The organism is Kumtagia ephedrae, from assembly GCF_003012745.1.
Lineage (GTDB): Bacteria > Pseudomonadota > Alphaproteobacteria > Rhizobiales > Rhizobiaceae > Kumtagia > Kumtagia ephedrae.
This window is the reverse complement of sequence record NZ_PXYK01000006.1, coordinates 137,773-154,519: the sequence shown is the minus strand read 5'-3', so window position 1 is coordinate 154,519 and position 16,747 is coordinate 137,773. Positions and strand designations below refer to the sequence as shown.

Here is a 16,747-nt window from a genome sequence, read left to right as displayed (position 1 = left end):
GGCGCCCGGTCGTGTCGCACCATATCGTCGGCGCCTTGCCGGCGGAAACGGGCGTCGGAGGACGCCCCGCCGGTCAAATCAGCATCTTATGTCACGCATCTCCCGGCACATGCTCGGGCCCGCGCGTGCGGCGATGCTGGATGAAGCTGTAGATCTTCGGCGCGAGCAGGGCGAGCAGCGCAAGCAGCAGCAGCGTCAGCGACAGCGGGTGCGTGTAGAACACCGACCAGTCGCCGGCGGAGATCGTCATGGCGCGGCGGAACTGCTGCTCCGCCAGCGGTCCGAGGATCATGCCGATGATGACGGGCGCCGTTGGGAAGTCGAAGCGTCGCATCAGGAAGCCCATGGCGCCGAGAACGTAGAGCAGCACCAGGTCGACGGGTGACTGCGAGATGCCGTAGGTGCCGACCGTAGCGAACACCAGGATGCCGGCATAGAGCTGCGGCGCGGGGATACGGAGAAGCCTGACCCACAGCCCGATCAGCGGCAGGTTGAGGATGACCAGGATGACGTTGGCGATGAACAGGCTGGCGATCAGCCCCCAGACCAGGCTGGACTGCGTGGTGAGCAGCAGCGGCCCGGGGTTGATGCCGTAGCTCTGGAACGCCGACAGCATGATCGCGGCGGTCGCCGAGGTCGGCAGGCCGAGGGTGAGCATCGGCACCAGCACGCCGGCGGCCGAGGCGTTGTTGGCTGCTTCCGGCCCGGCGACGCCCTCGATGGCGCCGGTGGTGCCGAACTCCTCCTTGTGTTTCGACAGCTTCTTTTCGACGGCGTAGGACAGGAAGGTCGGGATCTCAGCGCCGCCCGCCGGCATGGCGCCGATGGGGAAGCCGATGAGGGCGCCGCGGAACCACGCCTTCCACGAGCGCCCCCATTCCTGCGCCGACATGTAGAGCGAGCCTTTCAGCGGGATGATCTCGTCGCGGCCCGTGTAGCGCCGCGCTGCGACGTAGAGCGTCTCGCCGACGGCGAACAGGCCGACCGCGGCGATGATGACGTCGATGCCGTCCAGCAGCTCCGGCAGGCCGAAGGTGAAGCGCGCCTGGCCGGTCTGCAGGTCAATGCCGACCATGCCGATGAAGAAGCCGATGAACAGGCTGGTCAGGCCGCGCACCGAGGAGGAGCCGAGCACCGCCGAGACCATGACGAAGGCGAGCACCATCAGCGAAAAATACTCGGCCGGCCCGAAGGCCAGTGCCAGGCCGACCACCACCGGCGCCAGGAAGGCGATGCCGGCGGTGCCGATCGTGCCGGCGACGAAGGAGCCGATCGCCGAGGTCGCGAGTGCGGCGCCGGCGCGGCCGTTGCGGGCCATCTTGTTGCCCTCGAGCGCGGTGACGATGGTGGCGCTCTCGCCGGGCGTGTTGAGCAGGATCGAGGTGGTCGAGCCGCCATACATGGCGCCGTAGTAGATACCGGCGAACAGGATGAAGGAGGCCTCGGCCGGCACCTGGAAGGTGATCGGCAAAAGCAGCGCGATGGTGAGCGCCGGCCCGAGGCCCGGCAGCACGCCGATCGCCGTGCCGAGCGTGGTGCCGAGCAGGCACCACAACAGGTTCATCGGAGTGAAGGCGATGGCGAAGCCGTTTGCGAGTTGCGACAGCGTGTCCATGCATCAGGCTCCGAGCAGCCGTTCGATGACGCCGGCGCCGATGTTGACGCCGAGTGCCTTGGCGAAGCCGAAATAGGCGGCGAGCGACAGGACGAGGCCGATCGCCGCGTTGTGCAGCGGCTTGCGGCTGCCGAAGCCGTGCGTGACCAGCACGAAGAGCACGGTCGAGGCGAAGGTGAAGCCGAGCGGCTTGATCAGCAGGACGTTGGCGAGCAGGCCCGCGGCGACGAAGCCGGTCGAGCGCCAGTCGACGGCCACCTCCTTCTCGTCGTCCGGCTGCCAGCCGCCCCGCCACGCCTGAATGATCAGCAACACCGCGAACAGAGCCAGCCCGAACGCGGTCATGTAGGGGAAGACAGTCGGCCCGACCTTCGAATACATCGGCGAGACCGGCATTATCGCGGTCTGCCACAACACCACGGCCGCCACGAGCAGCAGGCCGACCCCGATCGTCGCCTCCGGCAGGGCGAATGGCGGGCGGGCGGGCGGTTGTTCGATGGACATGCTGCTCTTCCCCTGGCGTTTCTGTTCTTCGGAGCCCGGCTTGCAACGTTGCAGTGGCTTGGCCAGTTAGCAACTCGGCGGCGGGCGCCGCAGCGTCCGGCATCTACGCCCTGTCGACAGCAGGGCAATCGTATGCGGGATTACCCCCACCCCTAACCCCTCCCCACAAGGGGGAGGGGGATATTGCTGCGGCTCCGCCAGACGCCAATCGTCGGCAATTTCGCTCCGCACGGCGGCCGCAAAGTCCCCTCCCCCTTGTGGGGAGGGGTTAGGGGTGGGGGTGAGAAGTTGCGCAATCCCTCATTGCTCGTCATCTGCGATTGCCCTGCTGCTCATAGAGAGAAGATGCCGGCAGGCGGATGAGGCGCGGAACCTTCAGAATGGGTGTCCTCCATCCGCCCCTGCGGCACCTTCTTCCCGTCCTTCGACAAGCTCAGGACGGGAAGGGAGCGGGGCCGCAGCGCCGGCCGCTCCGCCTTTACGCCAGGCCGAGATCCTTCAGGATGCCCTCGACCCGCGCGGCATCCTCGGCGAGGAATTTTGCGAAGTCGTCGCCGGTGAGCAGGATCGGCGTCCAGTTGCGCTTGCCGAGCTGCTCCTTCCAGGAAGCGCTGTCGGCCATGGATTGGACCAGCTTGATCATCGCGTCCTTGTCCTCGGCCGAGACCTCGGGCGGGGCGAACACGCCGCGCCAGTTGAACAGCTCGACGTCGATGCCCTGTTCCTTGAGCGTCGGCGCGTCGATGCCCTGCTGGCGCTCGCCGGCGGAGATCGCCAGCAGCCTGAGCGCGCCCGCCGCCACCTGCTCGGAAAACTCGCCGTAGCCGGAGATGCCGGCCGCCACCTGGTTGCCGAGCAGGGCCGCCAGCGCCTCGCCGCCGCCGGCATAAGGCACGTAGGAGATCGTCGTCGGGTCGACGCCCGCGCCCTTGGCGATCAGGCCGAACATGATGTGGTCGGTGCCGCCGGCCGAGCCGCCGGCCACCGGCACTTTTCCGGGATCGGCCTTCAGCGCGGCGACGAAGTCCTGCGCGGTCTTGAACGGCGAGGCGGCGGGCACCACCAGCGCCTCAAACTCGCCGGTCAGGCGGGCGATCGGCGTGGTCTGGGCAAGCGTGACCGGCGCCTTGTTGGCGATGATGGCGCCGACCATCACCATGCCGCCGACCATCAGCGAATTGCCCTTGCCCTTCCACTGGTTGACGAATTGCGGCAGGCCGACCGTGCCGCCGGCGCCGCCGACATTGGTGATCTGCGAGCCGGAGATCAGGCCTTCCTTGCGCAGCACCTCGTCCATGGTGCGCGCCGTCTGGTCCCAGCCGCCACCGGGGGCGGCCGGCACGAAGATGTTCAGTTGCGGCGCCTGCGCGAAGGCGGGCGTCTGCCAGCCGGCGAGACCGGCGGCGCCGATCGCCGCGCCGCTCAAAAGAAGGCTGCGTCTGCTCAGCATGTGTTCTCCTCCAAGGGCACGTCCTCCGGTGCCTCGGGCGAACTCTGCCACAGAAAGAACGGGCTCGCACCCGGTAAAGCGAAATAAGGAATCCCGCCGCCGGCGTCTCCGCGCCGGTCTTGGAGGGGACGTCCGCCGGGCGGCCGGATCGCGCGCAGCTTGCTATAAGGCGCGGGAAACCGCCGATTCGACCGGGAAGAGGACCGATGGCGACGATCATCTACGGCATCAAGACCTGCGACACGATGAAGAAGGCGTGGACCTGGCTCGACGGCCACGGACACGCCTATCGCTTCCACGACTATCGGGTGGACGGCCTCGACGCGAAGACGCTCGACCGCTGGATCGGGCAGGTCGGCTGGGAAAAGCTGCTCAACAAGGGCAGCACCACCTTCCGCGAGCTGCCGGCCGCGGAGAAGGAGAACCTCGATGCCGCAAAGGCGGCGGCGCTGATGCTCAGGCAGCCGACCATGGTCAAGCGTCCGGTGCTGGACGTCGACGGAAAGCTGACCGTCGGCTTCAAGCCGGAGGTGTATGCGCAGGTCTTGGCGGGCTGAGTCCAGAGCCCCTGACTATCCAAGGCTCCCGGCAAAGCGCTCGGCGAGGCGCTCACGGCGAAGCACTCGACACGGCTGGAGATATTGCCATCGCTGGCTTGATACACAATGTGTATGCGTGCATTATGGACAGGAAGGAGCATGATCATGGCCAAGTCCGCAGCCCACGCCCGCGCCGTCAACCTGCGCATGCGCGAGGACGTGCGCGCGGTGATCGACCGCGCTGCTAAAATCCGCGGCAAGACGCGCTCGGATTTCATGATCGACGCGGCCTATCGTGCCGCCGAGGATACGCTGCTCGACCAGACGCTCGTCAAGGTCGATGCTGAGAGCTACAGCCGCTACCTGGCAATCCTGGACCAGCCGCCCGGCGGGGCAGGCTTTGCCCGGCTGATGAATGCGCCAAAACCCTGGAAAGCGTGATGCTGTCCGCGCCGTCGCTGCTGGCCGACGCGCACGACCTGGACTCCTTCGACAGCGGCAACGGCGCGCTCGACCAGTGGCTGCGGCGGCGGGCGCGCGCCAATCAGCTGAGCGGGGCTTCGCGCACCTATGTCGTGGCCGAAGACCAGCGCGTGGTCGGCTACTACTGCCTGTCGTCCGGCGCGCTCGCGCTGGCCGAAGCGACCGGCTCGCTGCGGCGGAACATGCCGGATCCGATTCCGATGGCCGTTCTCGGTCGGCTGGCCGTCGATGCGAACTGGCAGGGGAGGGGCATCGGCGTCGCCTTGTTGCAGGATGCGGTGGTGCGCGTCGCTCAGGCCGCGATGATCGTCGGCATTCGCGGCGTGCTGGTCCACGCGATTTCCGGCGAAGCCAAGGCGTTTTATGAGCGATACGGCTTCACTGCGTCACCGGCCAACCCGATGACCCTGGTCCTGTCGTTGAAGGGCATGACCGCAGCGCAGGATAAATAGGCTTACGCCCATTCGCCCTTGCGCATCACCGGCACCCTCGTGCCGTCGGCGCGCAGGCCGTCGATGTCGATCCGATCGGAGCCGATCATCCAGTCGATGTGGATCAAGCTCCGATTGCCGCCCTGCGCGGCGATCTGGTCGGGCGGGAGCTTGTCGCCGTCGACGAAGCATTTCGCGTAGCACTGGCCGAGCGCGATGTGGCTGGCGGCGTTCTCGTCGAACAGCGTGTTGTAGAACAAAAGCCCGCTCTTCGAGATCGGCGAGGAATGCGGCACCAGCGCCACTTCGCCCAGCCGGCGGGCGCCCTCGTCGGTGTCGAGCACCTTGTTCAGCACCTCCTCGCCGCGCGAGGCCTTCGCCTCGACGATCCGGCCCTGCTCGAAGCGCACCTGGATGTTGTCGATCAGCGTGCCCTGGTGCGACAGCGGTTTCGTGCTGGCGACAAAACCCTCGACGCGGCGCGCATGCGGCGTGGTGAACACCTCCTCGGTCGGGATGTTGGGATTGCAGGTGATGCCGTTCCTGGCGGTCGAGGCGCCGCCGTTCCACTCGTGCCCGTCGGCGAGCCCGATGGTGAGGTCGGTGCCGGGCCCGGTATAGTGCAGCGCGTCGAAGCGCTCGCCGTTCAGCCAGGCGGTGCGCTCGGCCAGCGTCGCATTGTGCTCGCGCCAGGCGGCGACCGGATCGTCGACGTCCACTCGCGACGCCGCGAAGATGGCGTCGGCCAGCTTGGCGACGGCGACGTCCTCTGCGTCGTCCGGGAACACCAGCTTCGCCCAGGACGGGCCGGGATAGGCGACGATGTTCCAGTTGATGTCGAAGCCGGCGATCTTCTCCAGCGCCGGCTTGTAGGCGAGCGAGTTCGCCTTGTTGGCGCGCGCCACCAAGGCCGGGTCCTCGCCGGACAGCAGCATCGGATTGTCGCCGACAATGGCGAGCCGCGCCGTGTTGGCGTCGAACGCCTTGGCGATGCCGTCGTAGAGCCAGCCCGGCGCCTTGTCGAAGCTGGCATCCGCGGCATGGCGATAGCGCGCCAGCGTGATCTCCTCGTCGGCGAAGATCGGCGTGACCAGCCCGGCGCCGGCCTCGTAGGCATGCGCGGCGATGCGGCGCACCAGCGGCAGCGCCGCCATCGGCGCCGTCAGCACCAGATCCTGCCCCGCCTGAAGCTGCAGGCCGATCTTAACCGCCACCTCGGCCAGCCGGTCGAGTTTTTCTGGATCGATCGAGGCGGAAAGCGAGCCGGGATGCGAGGTCATGGAGAAAATACCTTCAGAATCGGGATCGGGCCTTCCTAGATAGGGCAGTGTCGGGTGCCATTCCACGCCAAAAGCCATGCTCACTGCGCGCAGACCAGCGGCCCGAACTGGCGGATCGTCTGCTCGATCTCCTCGCGGATCCAGGCCTTGAACTGCGTCACCTTGCGCTGCTCCCGCTCCGACTGCGAGGAGACCAGCCAGTAGCCGAGGCCGCTGGTGGCGCGCACGCCGAAGGGCGCGACCAGCCGGCCGTCCGCAAGCGCGTCGGCGGCGAGCAATTGCCAGGCGAGCGTCACGCCGTGGCCGGCGATCGCCGATTCGAGGCAGAGCATCGGATCGGTGAAGCGGGCGCCGCGATGCATCGTCACCGGCTCGGCGCCGGCCGCCCGGAACCATTGTTCCCAGGTGAACATCGCATTCTCGTCGGTGATCTCCCAGGCCCCGGCGAGGTCGGCGGGCGTCTTCAGCGTCGCCGCGACTGCCGGGGCGCAGACGGGAAAGATCTCCTGCGCGATCAGCAGCTCGGAGTGCGCGCCGGGCCAGGTGCCGTCGCCCATGCGGATGGCGATGTCGATGTCGGAGTGGTCGATGTCGACCAGTTTCGTCGAGGCGTCGATGCGCAGGATCACCTCGGGATAGCGGGTGAAGTGGCGCGACAGCCGCGGCAGCAGCCATTTCGAGGCGAAGGCGGGCGCCACCGACACGGCGAGCACGCAGGCCTTCGCCCGCTCGGCCAGGGCGACGGCGCCTTCCAGCTCGCGGAAGCCGGCGGTCAGCCGCGCCGTGAACTCGCGGCCGAAGGCGGTCGGCTGCAGGCCGGTCGGCGAACGCTCGAACACCGCCTGGCCGATCCGCGCCTCGGTGCGGCCGATCTGCTGGCTCACCGCGCTCGCCGACACGCCGAGCTCCTCGGCCGCCTTCTGCAGCGATCCGCGCCGCGCCACCGCTTCGACGGCGCGAAGCCCGTTGAGATGCACGGAATTGAGCGGCATGGGTTTAGATTCTCTAATGGCGCCTATCCGCATTCTGGATTGCGGAAATGCCATCTTGGATCAGAATGGCGGAACGTGAAAGGCTTCGCAGGAGAGCCGAGATGAAGTTTTTCTCAAGGATACCAGCGGTCGGCCGCATCCTCTTCGAGCCGGCGGAACCGGAATTCGCTGGGGATGAGGACTGGCGGCGCGATCCGATCGCCCACCCGGTCCTGGCGGCGATGTCGCCGCGCGAGCTCGCCGACCTGCCGTTCGACCGCTGCTATCGGCTGCCCCGGGGATTCGCCGAGGGCTGATCCTGCCTGCATCCCGGCGGCGTCCGGCCGGCTCGTGCCCGGCACGCACGATCGCTGCTCCGGATCGACGCGCATGGATCGGCGAATGCTGACCGGCCCGGTTTGACATGCCGCGACGCGACGGAGGCGACATGTCTCCCGGGGACTGGCCCAATCGAAGCCTGTTGTGTTGCGGCGCAGCAAACCTATCCTGCCGGCCATGCTCGCACCGCTGCCACCGCTCCGACTTGCCCTTGCCGGCATGGTGGCGATGGCGGTGGCCATGGGCATCGGCCGCTTCGTCTACACGCCGATCCTGCCCGGCATGATGGAGGAGGTCGGGCTGTCGGCACGCGATGCAGGACTGATCGCCTCGGCCAACTTTCTCGGCTATCTCCTCGGTGCCGTGGCGGCGGGCGGGAATTGGGCGCAGGGACGGGAGCGGACGATCATGATCGCCGGCCTGGTCGCCAACGCGCTGCTGTCGGCCGCGATGGCGGTCGGCACCGGCGTCCTCGCCTTCATCGTGCTGCGCTTCCTCGCGGGTCTGGCCAGCGCCTTCGTCATGATCTTCACCACCGGCATCGTCTTCAGCCATCTTGCGGCGGGCGGTCGCGACGATCTGCAGGCCTTCCACTTCGCCGGCGTCGGTCTCGGCATCGTCGCCTCCTCGGTCATGATGGCGGGGCTGATCGGCGTCCATGCCGGCTGGCAGGCGGGCTGGCTCGGCGCGGCGGCACTGTCGGCAGCCGGTATCGCGGTTGCTGGCCTTGTCATCGACCGCGGGCCCGTCGCCACAGGTGGCAGCATCCGCCGCGAGCCGCCGCTGTCGGGCGGGCGGCCGATCGTCTTCACCATCCTCGCCTACGGGCTGTTCGGCTTCGGCTACATCGTGACGGCGACCTTCCTGATAGCCATCGTGCGGGACGGCGGCGGCGGGCGCCTGTTCGAGACCGGCGTCTGGCTGGTGACCGGGCTCGCCGCCCTGCCGTCGGTCTTCCTGTGGAACGCGGTGGCGCGCCGCATCGGTCTGGCCGCCGCCTTCGTGCTCGGCTGCCTGGTCGAGGCCCTGGGCGTGGCGGCCAGCGTCGGCCTCGGCGGCTGGACCGGCCCGCTGCTGGGCGGCGTTCTGCTCGGCGGCACCTTCGTCGGCCTCACCGCGCTCGGCCTGCAGGCCGGCCGCGAGCTGGCGCCTGCGTCGCCGCGCCGCGTGCTGGCGGTGATGACCGCCGCCTTCGGCATCGGCCAGATCCTCGGGCCGATCGCCGCCGGCTTCATCGCCGAGCGGACCGGCGACTTCGTCCTGGCCTCGGTTTTGGCGGCCGTGGCGCTGCTTGCGGCGGGGTTGGCGAGCCTGATGTCGCGTGGCACGGCAAAATCGCCATAATTTGCTTCTTCCTGCGCGGAAATGGCGACCGGCGCGCATTCTCTTTCGCGCCGAACTGTGACTTCATGCCGCCAGACGCCGCCGCTCGGGCGAAATGCCGGGTGACGGCGGCCGTCCAACCATGCGCTCCCGCGCCCCGCCCAAGGAAACCGCCAACGTGTTCGTATCCTTCTTCCCGCGGCCGAAGCTGTTCTTTCTCTCGGCCGTCCTGTGGAGCGCGGTGCTGATTGCTCTGTGGTATCTGGGCGGCGCGCGCCTTGGCGGGCTTTTCGGTCTGCCGCCGGCCGCGCCCGACGCGCCGCCGATCATCGGCATCAGCGTGTTCTGGTCGACGCCTTTCATATGGTTTTATCTGTATTTTATCGCCGGCGCCCTGATTTTCTATGCCTTCTGGCGCTGGTTTTCGCCCCATCCCTGGCTGGAATGGTCCATCCTCGTCACCTCCGTCATCCTTTTCCTGCTCTACTTCAACGTTCAGGTCAGCGTGGCGGTGAACAACTGGTACGGGCCATTCTTCGACTACGTCCAGGGCCTGATGGCCGGGACGCGCCAGTCTACCAATGCGGAGTTCTACGCGGGTGCATCCAGCTTCGCCTGGCTGGCGCTGATCGGCATGAACGTCTCCGTCGTCAATGCCTTCGTCGTCCAGCATTGGATATTCCGCTGGCGCACGGCCATGAACGACTACTTCATGGAGAATTGGGGCAAGCTTCGCCACATCGAAGGCGCCTCGCAGCGTATCCAGGAAGACACGATGCGCTTTTCGCAGATCATGGAGGATCTGGGATCCAGCTTCGTGACGTCCATCATGACGCTGATCGCCTTCGTTCCGGTGATGCTCGAATTGGAGAAACACATCAGCGAACTGCCGATCATCGGGGCGGTGCCGCATCCGCTCCTCGTGGCTGCGCTTGGCTGGTGCCTGTTCGGGACGCTGTCCGTCATGCTCGCCGGCATCAAGCTGCCGGGCCTGCAGTTCCGCAACCAGCGTGTCGAGGCGGCGTACCGCAAGGAGCTGGTCTATGGCGAGGATCACGCCGACCGTGCCCAGCCGGCGACCACCACCGAGCTGTTCGGCAATGTGCGCCGGAACTATTTCCGCCTCTATGCCCACTACGTCTACTTCAATGTCGTCCGCTACACCTATTTGCAGGCCGACAACATCTTCTCCTTCATCATCCTCGGGCCCTCGCTGGTCGCGCACAAGATCACGTTCGGACCGCTCAACCAGATATCGAACGCCTTCGGGCGCGTGACGTCGTCGCTGCAGTTCCTGCTCAATTCCTGGTCGACCATCGTCGAGCTGCAATCGGTGCACAAGCGCCTGCGTGCCTTCGAGGCAACGCTCCGCGGCGAGCCGCTGCCCGACATCGACCAGCTTTATCTCGAACACCGGGCCAAGCTCGGCCAGGAGGCGGCCGGCGCCGAATGAGGCGACGGGCCGACCGGGATCACAAGCTTGAGATGCAGCGTAGGCGTCGTCAGCCGCCGACGCCGCCCGCCGGCTTGTCCTTCTCCGTCTGCCGCGCCACGAAGTCGGCATAGCTGATGCAGTCGACGTCCGGCCGCGTGCAGACGTCACGGGCAAAGCGTTCCAGCGCGCGCCAGTAGGCGCCGCCGTTCATCAGCGTGAAATGGAAGCCGACCTGCAGCGGGGTGCGGTCGCCGCGATATTCCTTGTCGAAGGCGGCGAGCAGCGCCTTCACCGTGCGCTCCTCGAATGCGCCGGTCTCGTCGCCCCTCTCGAAACCGCCGGAATGGCGGACATAGAGGTTGTAGTCCATGGCGATCACCTTGCGGCCGGCCGGGCCTTCCGGGATCTGCGGCAGGGCGAAGGCGAGCAGCCCGCCCTTGCGCACCGGCTCGGCCGGCCCGCGCGACACGCCCGACGCGTCGTAGGCGAAGCCGGCTTCGGCGAGCGCCTGGTCAAGATGGCGACCGGTTGACAGGTAAGGCGCGCGAAAACCCTTCACCTCGGTCTCGGCGAAGTGCCGCCACCCCTGCGGCTCGCCGGCGAGGCCGTTGATGCGCCAGGCGTCGCGCAGGATGGTAGAGAAGGAAGCGAATTCGCGTCGCCAGTCGGCGGCACTCCATTTGGCGCCGTCGAAATGGCCGCAGCCGTGGCTGGCGATCTCGTGGCCTTCGTTGCGCGCCAGCCGGATCTGGTCGAGCCGCGCCGCGACGTCGGAGGTCGACGGCGCGAAGCCGACATTGGAGCGTCCGGCCTTCTCGCCGGGCGCCTGGTAGAGGCCGCGCGTGTCGCGCGTCAGCAGGAAGACGCAGGAGAGGAAATAGGTGAAGCGCGCGCCGGTGACCGCGGCGAGCGAGCGGCTGCGCTGCCACTGGGCGATGTCGTTGGCGCCGTCGAAGGAGACGATCACCACCTGCCGCGGCTTTGCCGGGAGGTTTTCCGCGGCTGCCGGGAAGGCGATCAGGCAGGCTGTCAGGGCGGCGGCGACGCGCGGATAAAGGGACATCGGCACTCGTGGACAAGGTACAAAGATGCCAGCTATGCCATGATTGTGGCACGGTTGGGAATGCGTCCAGGGTCCCCAACCAACATGTGAACCCCACCGCAGCGCGCAAAAGCCCGATTCTGGGGCGCGCCCCTTCCATGCCGACAAAATTCCGCTACAAGGCGGTTCCAGGTCGCCCCGGCGGCGAAAACGGTTTTTGGAACGATGTCGGACGACAGCTTTATCCGCGAAGTCAATCAGGAGATCCGCCAGGAGCAGGCGAAGGCGCTGTGGAACCGTTTTGGTCCCGCGGCGATCGCGGTCGCGGTTGTCGTCGTGCTTGGGACCGCCGCGTATGTCGGCTACCAATACTGGGTCGAGACCCGGGCGAACGCTTCCGGCGACCGGTTCTCGCAGGCGCTCACGCTCGCCGGCAGCGGCAAGCCGGACGAGGCGCTGACCGAATTGCGTGCGCTCGAGACTGACGGCTACGGCGCCTATCCGCTGCTCGCCCGAATGCGCGCCGCCACGGTGCTTGCCGACAAGGGCGACCTCGCCGGCGCGGTGGCCGAGTTCGACAAGGTGGCGGCCGACACGTCGATCCCGCAGGTGATCCGCGACATGGCCAAGCTGCGCGCCGGCTACATCCTCGTCGACACCGGCTCCTACCAGGATGTCTCGACGCGCGTCGAGGTGCTCGCCGCCGACACCAACACGTTGCGCCATTCGGCGCGCGAGGCGCTCGGCCTGTCGGCCTGGAAGGAGGGCAGGGGCAAGGACGCGCTCGCCTTCTTCGAGCAGATCGTCAACGACGAGGCGGCGCCGCGCGGCCTGCGCGACCGCGCCTCGATGATGTCCGAGCTGATCCGCGGCTCCGGCGCTTCCTAGGGCCATGAGCTTCAAGGTAGCCATCATCGGCCGGCCGAATGTCGGCAAGTCGACCCTGTTCAACCGGCTGGCCGGCAAGAAGCTGGCGCTGGTCGACGACACGCCGGGCGTGACGCGCGACCGGCGCATCCATCCGGCGAAACTCTACGACCTTTCCTTCGACGTCATCGACACGGCCGGGTTCGAGACGGCGGCGCCGCACACCTTGCAGGGCCGCATGCGCGAGCAGACGGAGATCGCCATCCGCGAGGCCGACCTGGTGATCTTCATGGTCGACGCCCGCGCCGGCCTGCTGCCCGACGACAAGGCCTTCGCCGATATCGTGCGAAAATCCGGCAAGCCGGTGGTGCTGGCCGCCAACAAGTCGGAATCGCGTGCCTCCGAAGGCGGCACGCTGGAGGCGTGGGAGGCGGGCCTCGGCGAGCCGATCCCGATCTCGGCCGAGCACGGCCAGGGCATGCCCGACCTGCGCGACGCCATCGTCGAGGCGCTCGGCGAGGCGCGCTGCTTTCCGGACGACGAGGAAGACGACCTGCCGGCCGAGAGCGACGTGCTGGTCGGCGAGGACATTTCCGAGGCCGACGCGGATCACGAGCCTGCCTATGACGAGACGAAGCCGCTGCGGATCGCCGTGGTCGGCCGGCCCAACGCCGGAAAGTCGACGCTGATCAACACGCTGATCGGCGAGGAGCGGCTGTTGACCGGCCCTGAGGCCGGCATCACACGCGACTCGATCTCGGTCGACTGGGACTGGCGCGGCCGCAGGATAAAACTGTTCGACACGGCCGGCATGCGCCGCAAGGCCAAGGTGCAGGAGAAGCTGGAGAAGCTCTCGGTCGCCGACGGCCTGCGCGCCATCAAGTTCGCCGAAGTCGTGGTCATCGTCTTCGATGCCACCATCCCGTTCGAGAAGCAGGATCTGCAGATCGCCGACCTGATCATCCGCGAGGGCAGGGCGCTGGTGATCGCCTTCAACAAATGGGACCTGATCGACACGCCGCAGGCGACGCTCGCCGAACTGCGCGAGAAGACGGAGCGGCTCCTGCCGCAGGTGCGCGGGCTGCGCGCCGTGCCGATCTCGGCCGAGACCGGCCGCGGGCTGGACAAGCTGATGGAAGCGGTGGTCGAGACGCACCGCGTCTGGAACAGCCGCGTCTCCACCGGGCGTCTCAACCGCTGGCTGGAGGGCATCCTGGCGCACCACCCGCCACCCGCCGTGGCGGGGCGCCGGCTCAAGGTGAAATACATCACCCAGGTGAAGGCGCGCCCGCCGGGCTTCGTCGTCTCCTGCTCGCGGCCCGACGCGATGCCGCAGTCCTATGTGCGTTATCTGTCGAACAGCCTGCGCGAGTCCTTCGACATGCCGGGCGTGCCGATCCGCATCGCGCTCAGGGCATCCGACAATCCCTACGCCGGGAAGGCGAAGAAGCGGTGACTGCGGCGATCCCTCCCCCTTGAGGGGAGGGTGCCGAGCGAAGCGAGGCGGGTGGGGTCATCGCGGCCGTACTCCAACGCTGCCTTGCGTCGAGTACGGCCGCGATGACCCCACCCGGCCGCTTCGCGGCCACCCTCCCCTCGAGGGGGAGGGATCGTTGCGGCTGGCAGCCGCCTCATTCCCGCCTCACCCCGCCTGTTAACCGTCCATCAAGGTTAATGCATCACTCTCGCTCTCCGGTGGGTTGCTGTTGCGTCCTGGAGAGTCAGTCTTGTTTCGACATCTTGTGTCGCGACGGTTTGCCGTTGCCTTGGTCGCGAAGACCCTTCTCATTGTCATTTCCTGTCTGGTCGCCGGCGCCCGCGCGGCACGGGCGCTGGGCGTCGCCGCGGGCGGCATGGCGCGGCGGGCGGCGCGGTCGCTGCCGCGCCTCGTGCCCCGGCTGGCGGTGCTGCCTGCGCTGGTCGTGGGAACCGGCATCTGGCTCGGCTTCCCCACCAGCGTCGCCTACCAGGACATGGCCAGCATGGTCTCCGGCACCGAGGCCGGGTCGACGCGCTGGAGCGGCTATGTCGAGAAGGCGGTCGCCGGCTCGGTGCATGCCGCCGAGATGCCTTTCACCGATACGGACGTTACCGGAACGATCTCCGGCTCCGGCATGTCCGCGCCCGGCATCGGCGCGGTGGCTTTCCGCGGCAAGGTCGGTGCCGCCGCTGCGCTTCCGGACGAGGATCGCATCAACCGCGCCGACAAGAAGGGCCGCATCGTCAATGTCGCGCCGGTGGCCCCGCCGAAATTCTTCAATGCCGGCTCGATCCTCGAGCGCACCTCGATGCTGCTGAGGCCCACGATCGAGCCCGAGCTGAAGATGGCCTTCGCCAAGCCCGACATCAAAGGCAAGGAGATCCAGATCGCCACCGCCTTCTACGTCAAGGAGGCGAAGAAGCCGGACCCTGCGATTCCCGCCTATCTCGCCGACCTGGTCACCAGCGACAAGGCCGACGTCCTGGCCACCGCCTATGCGGCGCGCGAGCCCGACTATGCCAGCGCCTCGCCCTTCGAGGCGCTGCTGAACGACGATCCCAATGACGGGCGCTTCGTGCCGCCGCTCGCCGAGGGCGACCACGCCTGGATGCAGCAGCCGCTGCCGGCTTCGGTATTCTCCGACAAGGAGCAGCAATGCCTCGCCAGCGCCGTCTATTTCGAGGCGCGCGGCGAATCCTTGCGCGGGCAGGCGGCCGTCGCCCAGGTGGTGCTGAACCGGGTGCGCAACCCCACCTATCCGAAGACGATCTGCGGCGTCGTCTATCAGAACGATTCCTGGTTCAACCGCTGCCAGTTCTCCTTCGCCTGCGACGGCAAGAAGGACCGCATACTCAGCCCCGGCCACTACCGCCGCGCCCAGGAAGTGGCGATGGCGGTCACGGCTGGAAAGATATTCATTCAGGAGGTCGGCTCCGCGACGCATTATTACGCCGAATATGTGAGCCCGGGCTGGGCGCGCGCCATGCAGAAGATGACCAAGATCGGCCTGCACATCTTCTACCGCACCTATGGCGGCGGCTGGAGCTGACGACTCTCCAAGGGCGCGTCGACCACGGCTTTTGCCCGATCCGGCGCCGACACGGCTGCCGAAATCGCGGGTCAGGATGTCGCACCCGAGCAAGCCATTGAATCATATCAGGAAAATACAACTGCTGTGAAGTCCCGACGCGGCTTGACGGGGGCAGGGCCTCTAACTATGTTGCCGGCGACTTTGAAGCGGACGGACACGAGCTCCCGTCCGGGCGAGGGGGTTGCGGTGGCTGGCGAAAAAAAGCCAGGTAAAGCCGGAAGAACCGGACCCGGAAGCGGCGACCCGCAGCATGCTGCGGACGACGAGCTGGAGCGCCGAAGGCAAAGGCTCGAAGCATCGCTTGCGGCGCGCGGCCGCGGCGAGGGCGACACGGGGAATGCAGCCAGATCGTCTGGCGCGGTCGGCTACGGCCAGGCGCTAAGGCTGTCGAGCGAATTCATCGCCGGAGTGGCGGTTGGAGCCGGCCTTGGCTGGTTCATCGACCGGTTGGCCGGAACCTCGCCCTGGGGACTGATCGTGTTCCTGCTGCTCGGGTTTGCCGCCGGCGTGCTCAACGTGATGCGGTCGGCGGGAAAGATCGCCGATGCAGGCGCCAGGGTGCCAACCCCGGACCGCCGCGAGGATTGAATTTGACTGGCGCGCTGCGCCGCAAGCCGAGGGGGGCCGAATGGCCAACGATCCGATCCATCAGTTCCAGATCGCGAAGCTGATTCCGATCGAGATCGGCGGCATGGACTTCTCATTCACCAATTCCTCCGCCTTCATGGTGGCGACGGTCGCCGTCTCCGGCGCCTTCCTCTATCTGACGACGTCGAGCCGCGGCCTGGTGCCGAGCCGGCTGCAGTCGCTGTCGGAAATGTCCTACGAGTTCGTCGCCAACATGTTGCGCGACGCCGCCGGCTCGCACGGCATGAAGTTCTTCCCGATGGTGTTTTCGCTGTTCATGTTCGTGCTGGTCGCGAACCTGCTCGGCCTGTTCCCCTATTTCTTCACCGTCACCAGCCACATCATCGTCACCTTCGCCCTGGCGCTGCTGGTGATCGGCACGGTGATCGTCTACGGCTTCATGAAGCACGGTTTCGGCTTTCTGAAACTGTTCGTGCCGCAGGGCGTGCCGGGCATCCTCGTGCCGCTGGTCGTGCTGATCGAGGTGATCTCGTTCCTGTCGCGGCCGATCAGCCTCTCGGTCCGTCTGTTCGCCAACATGCTCGCCGGCCACATCACGCTGAAGGTCTTCGCGGGCTTTGTCACCTCGCTCAGCGCGTTCGGCGCGGTCGGCGTCTTCGGCGCCATCCTGCCGCTGATCATGACGGTCGCCATCACCGCCCTCGAATTCCTCGTGGCGTTCCTGCAGGCCTACGTCTTCGCCGTGCTGACCTGCATGTACCTGAACGACGCGCTGCACCCCAGCCACTAAGGACGAACCGGCGGCGCGC

General features: G+C 67.3%; 17 protein-coding genes. 11 read left to right on the top strand and 6 right to left on the bottom strand.

Annotated features, from left to right (window positions below):
• Positions 1-91: 91 nt before the first annotated feature.
• The 3 genes from C7I84_RS08295 to C7I84_RS08285 form a co-directional block, all read right to left on the bottom strand.
• Complete coding sequence (locus C7I84_RS08295) at positions 92-1,615, bottom strand: tripartite tricarboxylate transporter permease (protein WP_106771692.1); 1,524 nt, start codon at positions 1,613-1,615, stop codon at positions 92-94.
• 3 nt (positions 1,616-1,618) lie between these two features.
• Positions 1,619-2,119: a tripartite tricarboxylate transporter TctB family protein gene (locus C7I84_RS08290; protein ID WP_106771691.1), complete on the bottom strand. Its 501-nt coding sequence runs from the start codon at positions 2,117-2,119 to the stop codon at positions 1,619-1,621.
• Between the two features lie 478 nt (positions 2,120-2,597).
• Positions 2,598-3,569, bottom strand: a complete 972-nt coding sequence (locus C7I84_RS08285) for a Bug family tripartite tricarboxylate transporter substrate binding protein (RefSeq protein WP_106771690.1) — start codon at positions 3,567-3,569, stop codon at positions 2,598-2,600.
• 206 nt (positions 3,570-3,775) lie between these two features.
• Here C7I84_RS08285 and C7I84_RS08280 point away from each other — a divergent pair, with 206 nt between their 5' ends.
• The 3 genes from C7I84_RS08280 (at position 3,776) to C7I84_RS08270 (ending at position 5,043) form a co-directional block, all read left to right on the top strand.
• Entirely contained in the window at positions 3,776-4,126 is a 351-nt protein-coding gene (locus C7I84_RS08280) for an ArsC family reductase (protein ID WP_106771689.1), read from the top strand.
• A gap of 144 nt (positions 4,127-4,270) precedes the next feature.
• Positions 4,271-4,549 (top strand): type II toxin-antitoxin system TacA family antitoxin, encoded by a 279-nt coding sequence (locus C7I84_RS08275; protein WP_106771792.1) that lies wholly within the window; start codon positions 4,271-4,273, stop codon positions 4,547-4,549.
• On the top strand, positions 4,549-5,043 hold the full coding sequence (locus C7I84_RS08270; protein ID WP_106771688.1) for a GNAT family N-acetyltransferase: 495 nt from the start codon (positions 4,549-4,551) through the stop codon (positions 5,041-5,043). The genes C7I84_RS08275 and C7I84_RS08270 overlap by 1 nt, the downstream gene beginning before the upstream one ends.
• A 2-nt stretch (positions 5,044-5,045) precedes the next feature.
• Here the strand turns inward: C7I84_RS08270 and C7I84_RS08265 are convergent, their stop codons facing one another.
• Positions 5,046-6,302 carry an aminopeptidase gene (locus C7I84_RS08265; RefSeq protein ID WP_106771687.1) on the bottom strand — a complete coding sequence of 419 codons (1,257 nt, stop codon included), beginning with the start codon at positions 6,300-6,302 and terminating at the stop codon, positions 5,046-5,048.
• An 80-nt stretch (positions 6,303-6,382) separates the two neighbouring features.
• Complete coding sequence (locus tag C7I84_RS08260; RefSeq protein WP_106771686.1) at positions 6,383-7,294, bottom strand: LysR substrate-binding domain-containing protein; 912 nt, start codon at positions 7,292-7,294, stop codon at positions 6,383-6,385.
• A 101-nt stretch (positions 7,295-7,395) separates the two neighbouring features.
• On the opposite strand from C7I84_RS08260, the gene C7I84_RS08255 reads away from it, so the two are divergent.
• The 3 genes from C7I84_RS08255 (at position 7,396) to sbmA (ending at position 10,388) form a co-directional block, all read left to right on the top strand.
• Positions 7,396-7,590 carry a hypothetical protein gene (locus C7I84_RS08255; protein ID WP_106771685.1) on the top strand — a complete coding sequence of 65 codons (195 nt, stop codon included), beginning with the start codon at positions 7,396-7,398 and terminating at the stop codon, positions 7,588-7,590.
• Between the two features lie 199 nt (positions 7,591-7,789).
• On the top strand, positions 7,790-8,956 hold the full coding sequence (locus tag C7I84_RS08250; protein ID WP_425351314.1) for a YbfB/YjiJ family MFS transporter: 1,167 nt from the start codon (positions 7,790-7,792) through the stop codon (positions 8,954-8,956).
• A 157-nt stretch (positions 8,957-9,113) separates the two neighbouring features.
• The gene (gene sbmA / locus C7I84_RS08245; RefSeq protein ID WP_106771790.1) at positions 9,114-10,388 is read left to right on the top strand and encodes a peptide antibiotic transporter SbmA; all 1,275 of its coding nucleotides are present in this window, start codon (positions 9,114-9,116) and stop codon (positions 10,386-10,388) included.
• Between the two features lie 49 nt (positions 10,389-10,437).
• Here the strand turns inward: sbmA and C7I84_RS08240 are convergent, their stop codons facing one another.
• A complete protein-coding gene (locus C7I84_RS08240) occupies positions 10,438-11,433 on the bottom strand; it encodes a polysaccharide deacetylase family protein (RefSeq protein WP_106771684.1) in 996 nt (331 codons plus the stop codon).
• A gap of 204 nt (positions 11,434-11,637) precedes the next feature.
• Between C7I84_RS08240 and C7I84_RS08235 the strand changes: the two genes are divergently transcribed.
• From C7I84_RS08235 to C7I84_RS08210, 5 genes are all read left to right on the top strand, one after another.
• Positions 11,638-12,300: a tetratricopeptide repeat protein gene (locus C7I84_RS08235; protein ID WP_106771683.1), complete on the top strand. Its 663-nt coding sequence runs from the start codon at positions 11,638-11,640 to the stop codon at positions 12,298-12,300.
• A 4-nt stretch (positions 12,301-12,304) separates the two neighbouring features.
• Positions 12,305-13,735 carry a ribosome biogenesis GTPase Der gene (gene der, locus C7I84_RS08230; RefSeq protein WP_106771682.1) on the top strand — a complete coding sequence of 477 codons (1,431 nt, stop codon included), beginning with the start codon at positions 12,305-12,307 and terminating at the stop codon, positions 13,733-13,735.
• A 397-nt stretch (positions 13,736-14,132) separates the two neighbouring features.
• Positions 14,133-15,308: a cell wall hydrolase gene (locus C7I84_RS08220; protein WP_106771789.1), complete on the top strand. Its 1,176-nt coding sequence runs from the start codon at positions 14,133-14,135 to the stop codon at positions 15,306-15,308.
• 228 nt (positions 15,309-15,536) lie between these two features.
• On the top strand, positions 15,537-15,938 hold the full coding sequence (locus tag C7I84_RS08215; RefSeq protein WP_245428350.1) for an AtpZ/AtpI family protein: 402 nt from the start codon (positions 15,537-15,539) through the stop codon (positions 15,936-15,938).
• 40 nt (positions 15,939-15,978) lie between these two features.
• Positions 15,979-16,728, top strand: a complete 750-nt coding sequence (locus C7I84_RS08210) for a F0F1 ATP synthase subunit A (protein WP_106771680.1) — start codon at positions 15,979-15,981, stop codon at positions 16,726-16,728.
• Positions 16,729-16,747 lie beyond the last annotated feature (19 nt).

What these genes read in the sequence shown, in the direction of transcription:
- C7I84_RS08295 (WP_106771692.1), bottom strand. Translation starts at nt 1,615, where the DNA reads ATGGACACGCTGTCGCAACTCGCAAACGGCTTCGCCATCGCCTTCACT.
- C7I84_RS08290 (WP_106771691.1), bottom strand. Translation starts at nt 2,119, where the DNA reads ATGTCCATCGAACAACCGCCCGCCCGCCCGCCATTCGCCCTGCCGGAG.
- C7I84_RS08285 (WP_106771690.1), bottom strand. Translation starts at nt 3,569, where the DNA reads ATGCTGAGCAGACGCAGCCTTCTTTTGAGCGGCGCGGCGATCGGCGCC.
- C7I84_RS08280 (WP_106771689.1), top strand. Translation starts at nt 3,776, where the DNA reads ATGGCGACGATCATCTACGGCATCAAGACCTGCGACACGATGAAGAAG.
- C7I84_RS08270 (WP_106771688.1), top strand. Translation starts at nt 4,549, where the DNA reads ATGCTGTCCGCGCCGTCGCTGCTGGCCGACGCGCACGACCTGGACTCC.
- C7I84_RS08265 (WP_106771687.1), bottom strand. Translation starts at nt 6,302, where the DNA reads ATGACCTCGCATCCCGGCTCGCTTTCCGCCTCGATCGATCCAGAAAAA.
- C7I84_RS08260 (WP_106771686.1), bottom strand. Translation starts at nt 7,294, where the DNA reads ATGCCGCTCAATTCCGTGCATCTCAACGGGCTTCGCGCCGTCGAAGCG.
- C7I84_RS08255 (WP_106771685.1), top strand. Translation starts at nt 7,396, where the DNA reads ATGAAGTTTTTCTCAAGGATACCAGCGGTCGGCCGCATCCTCTTCGAG.
- C7I84_RS08250 (WP_425351314.1), top strand. Translation starts at nt 7,790, where the DNA reads ATGCTCGCACCGCTGCCACCGCTCCGACTTGCCCTTGCCGGCATGGTG.
- C7I84_RS08240 (WP_106771684.1), bottom strand. Translation starts at nt 11,433, where the DNA reads ATGTCCCTTTATCCGCGCGTCGCCGCCGCCCTGACAGCCTGCCTGATC.
- C7I84_RS08235 (WP_106771683.1), top strand. Translation starts at nt 11,638, where the DNA reads ATGTCGGACGACAGCTTTATCCGCGAAGTCAATCAGGAGATCCGCCAG.
- der (WP_106771682.1), top strand. Translation starts at nt 12,305, where the DNA reads ATGAGCTTCAAGGTAGCCATCATCGGCCGGCCGAATGTCGGCAAGTCG.
- C7I84_RS08220 (WP_106771789.1), top strand. Translation starts at nt 14,133, where the DNA reads ATGGCGCGGCGGGCGGCGCGGTCGCTGCCGCGCCTCGTGCCCCGGCTG.
- C7I84_RS08210 (WP_106771680.1), top strand. Translation starts at nt 15,979, where the DNA reads ATGGCCAACGATCCGATCCATCAGTTCCAGATCGCGAAGCTGATTCCG.